At 70.9% G+C, this 2,888-nt stretch carries 4 protein-coding genes; all 4 read left to right on the top strand.

Going from position 1 to position 2,888, the window contains the following annotated elements:
• The first annotated feature begins 197 nt into the window (after window positions 1-197).
• Window positions 198-788, top strand: a complete 591-nt coding sequence (locus AC2W7A_RS11190) for a glycosyltransferase (RefSeq protein WP_485991416.1) — start codon at window positions 198-200, stop codon at window positions 786-788.
• Window positions 785-1,555, top strand: a complete 771-nt coding sequence (locus AC2W7A_RS11185) for an acyltransferase family protein (RefSeq protein WP_485991415.1) — start codon at window positions 785-787, stop codon at window positions 1,553-1,555. Before AC2W7A_RS11190 ends, AC2W7A_RS11185 begins: the two co-directional genes overlap by 4 nt.
• Window positions 1,465-1,929 (top strand): acyltransferase family protein, encoded by a 465-nt coding sequence (locus AC2W7A_RS11180; RefSeq protein ID WP_485991414.1) that lies wholly within the window; start codon window positions 1,465-1,467, stop codon window positions 1,927-1,929. The genes AC2W7A_RS11185 and AC2W7A_RS11180 overlap by 91 nt, the downstream gene beginning before the upstream one ends.
• Window positions 1,926-2,888: glycosyltransferase (locus AC2W7A_RS11175; protein ID WP_485991413.1), on the top strand; the 963-nt coding region annotated here is incomplete at its 3' end. The genes AC2W7A_RS11180 and AC2W7A_RS11175, both read left to right, overlap by 4 nt.

The raw sequence follows: 2,888 nt of genomic DNA, 5'->3' as shown, positions 1-2,888 counted from the left end.
CGGTGCGCCGGCGCTGCTCAGCACCGAGCGACGGGATCCGCCCCGGACGAGCGGGCTGTACAACCGCGCCGCGGCGCCCGAGTGAAGAAACGCCGCGCACCGCGCCCGGCTGCGCGGCACGGACCTCGTGATCGCGGTGGCGCAGTCCACCGCGGACGTGCTCCGTCGCAAGTGGGGCACGGGGGGCGCCTATCACCGTGGTGCGCCAACGGGGGTGGACGTGCCGCCGTGCGCGCGCGGCCGCGGGGCAGCGGCGTGCACCGGGGGAGGGGCTGCGGATCCTCTCCCTGTCCCGGCTGGCGCCCGAGAAGAACCTCGACCGGCTGATCGCCGCGCTGCCCGCCTTGCTTGACCGGGACCCCGGGACGCGGTTGACGCTGGCCGGCTCGGGTCCCCTGGAGGGGCAGCTGCGCGCCCAGGCCGAGGCGCTCGGTGTCGCGGATGCGGTGGACCTGCCCGGCTTCGTAGAACCGTGGGAGGCCATGGCCGAGCACGACGTGCTGGCGCAGCTCTCCGCGTGGGAGAACCTCAGCTACACCCTGCTCGACGCCGCGGCCGCGGGCCTGCCCGCCGTCGCCACGGACGTGGGCGGCAACGGTGAGATCCTGCCGCCCGAGCGCCTGGTCCACGAGACCACTCCGGCGGCCATCGCCGACGCCGTCATGCGTGCCGCGGCCGAGGGCCCGGGCGAGGTACGCGTGGGCGATGTGGAGACCATGGCCCGGGCGACCGCCGAGGCGACCCTCGAGGTGCTCGGGTGGCGGGTGGGGAAGGTGGGTACCCGATGACCGCAGCGAGCCCGAACGAGCCAGGATCGGCGTCGGTGGCCCCGGCCGAGAAGCGTGTTCCGGGCCCCCGGTTCCGGGAGCTGGACGGTCTTCGGGGGATCGCGGCGCTGGCCGTGGTGTTCTCGCACTACGGCGGGACGCACAATTTCCACTACCGCGACGATCCCCCGGCTTTTCATGACTTCGTCTGGGGTGGCACGGGGGTCCAGCTGTTTTTCATGATCAGCGGTTTCGTGATCCTCATGACCGCGCGCCGTGCCTCGCGTCCCAGCGATTTCGTCATCTCCCGAGTGGCGCGGCTGTACCCGCCGTACTGGCTCTCGCTTGCATTCGCCGTCGTGATCCTCGCCCTCGTTCAGGTGCCGGGGTACTCGCTGAGTCCGGGGCAGATCTTCGTCAATCTCACGATGGTGCAACGATGGTTGCTCGTCGACGATGTGGTCGACGTGTACTGGACGCTGGCGGTCGAGATGCAGTTCTACGCACTTGTCCTGACCCTCCTCATCCTCAGCCGTTGCCGGTTGTCGGACCGTCTCGTCCTGTGGGCATGTCTGGGTTGGTCTGCGTTGTCCTGGACGGTGGTGGCCGTGACTTCACAAGCCGCAGCGCCACGCCCAGCGGGGGACCCCACGTGGTCAAACTCGTCAACAACATCACTGTTGCCGAGTACGCGCCGATGTTCGTCCTGGGCATGGTGGTGTTCCTGGCACGGGAGACGGGTCGCCACCGAAAAGCGGTGGCCGCAGCCTTTGCATCGGCTGTCGTGAGTCCGTTCGTCTTGCGCGACATGACCCTTGGGTTCTGGGTGCTGGCAGCAGCAACCTTGTTCACTGTAGCGGCCCTCCGACGAAAGACCTGGCTCCTCACAACGCCGCCCTTCCAGTTCTACGGCCGGATCAGCTACTCCCTGTACATCATCCACGTCATTCCCGGCTATCTGGTCATCCATGCTCTCTGGCCGTACGTGGGTCGGAACATGGCCATGCTCGTGGCCTTGGCCGTGGTCTCCGTGCTCGCCTGGGCCCTACAGAAGTACGGCGAGGAGCGCCTCGGCCGCGCGGCCAAGCGGGGGCTGACCCGCGTCCGCTCCATCGTGGACGCACGGGCCAGCCATCCCCGATCCCTGGGGTCGGTCCGATGACCGGTCGCATCTGGATCCTGGCGAACCAGGGCGAGGTGGGTGGCGGCGAGGTGATGCTCCACCACCTCGCCACGTCCTTGCGCGAGCTGGGGCGGGACGTGGCCGTCGTGGCTCCGGCCCACCCGGCCGAGACCGCCGATCGCCTGGCCGCGGACGGGTTCGACGTGGTCCGCGTGGGTGGGCCCGGACGACTGGGGTATATGCGCGCGCTCCGGGCCTGGGACCGTGGCCGAGGCGGGGACGACGTCGCCTGGTGCAACGGGCTGCTGCCGGCCACGGCCCTGGCCGGCCGGCCGCGGCGGATCGTGCACCTGCACCAGGTGCCCGAGAAGCCGCTTCTGCGCGTGTTCTCCGCCCTGGCGCGTCCCGGCGCACTCGCGGTCCTCGCGCCCTCCCGATTCGCGGCGGACCGCATCCGCAGGGCCCGCGTGCTCCACAACTGGGTTCCGGGTCCGACGACGCCGCAGGCAGGGCGGGCCCGCGATGCCGATGAGCCGGTGACCGTGGGATTCCTCGGCCGGCTGTCCGAGGGCAAGGGCATCGTGACTCTCCTTGAGGCCGCCGCGCTGCTGCGGAAGACCGACCCGGGTGCTTTCGTGTTCCGCATCGCGGGGGAGAGCCGGTTCGTGGCGGAGGACGAGGCCGAGCAGCTTGCCACCGCCCTGAAGGCGGCGGGTGAGGACGTCCAGGTGCTCGGCTGGCAGGACACCGCCGAGTTCCTGGCTTCCGTGGACGTGCTGGCCGTGCCGTCGCAGTGGGCCGAGGTCTTCGGCCTGGTGACGGCCGAGGCGATGGCCGCGGGCGTTCCGGTGGTGGCCTCCGATGCGGGGGCCATTCCCGAGGTGGTCGGCAACGAGCACCCCTTCGTTTTCCCGCAGCGGGACGCTGCCGCGCTCGCGGACTGCCTGCGGGCCGTGCGTGCGGTCGATCTGGGGCGCGGTGGCCCACGCCCAAGCGGC

The sequence above is a fragment of the Micrococcus sp. LASM2_SD2 genome (genome assembly GCF_057364565.1).
The sequence above is the reverse complement of the archived record's forward strand: the minus strand, read 5'-3'. Positions and strand labels throughout refer to the sequence as shown.

Excerpts from the sequence above, each read along its gene's own strand:
- AC2W7A_RS11185 (WP_485991415.1), top strand. The coding sequence starts at position 785 with ATGACCGCAGCGAGCCCGAACGAGCCAGGATCGGCGTCGGTGGCCCCG.
- AC2W7A_RS11180 (WP_485991414.1), top strand. The coding sequence starts at position 1,465 with ATGTTCGTCCTGGGCATGGTGGTGTTCCTGGCACGGGAGACGGGTCGC.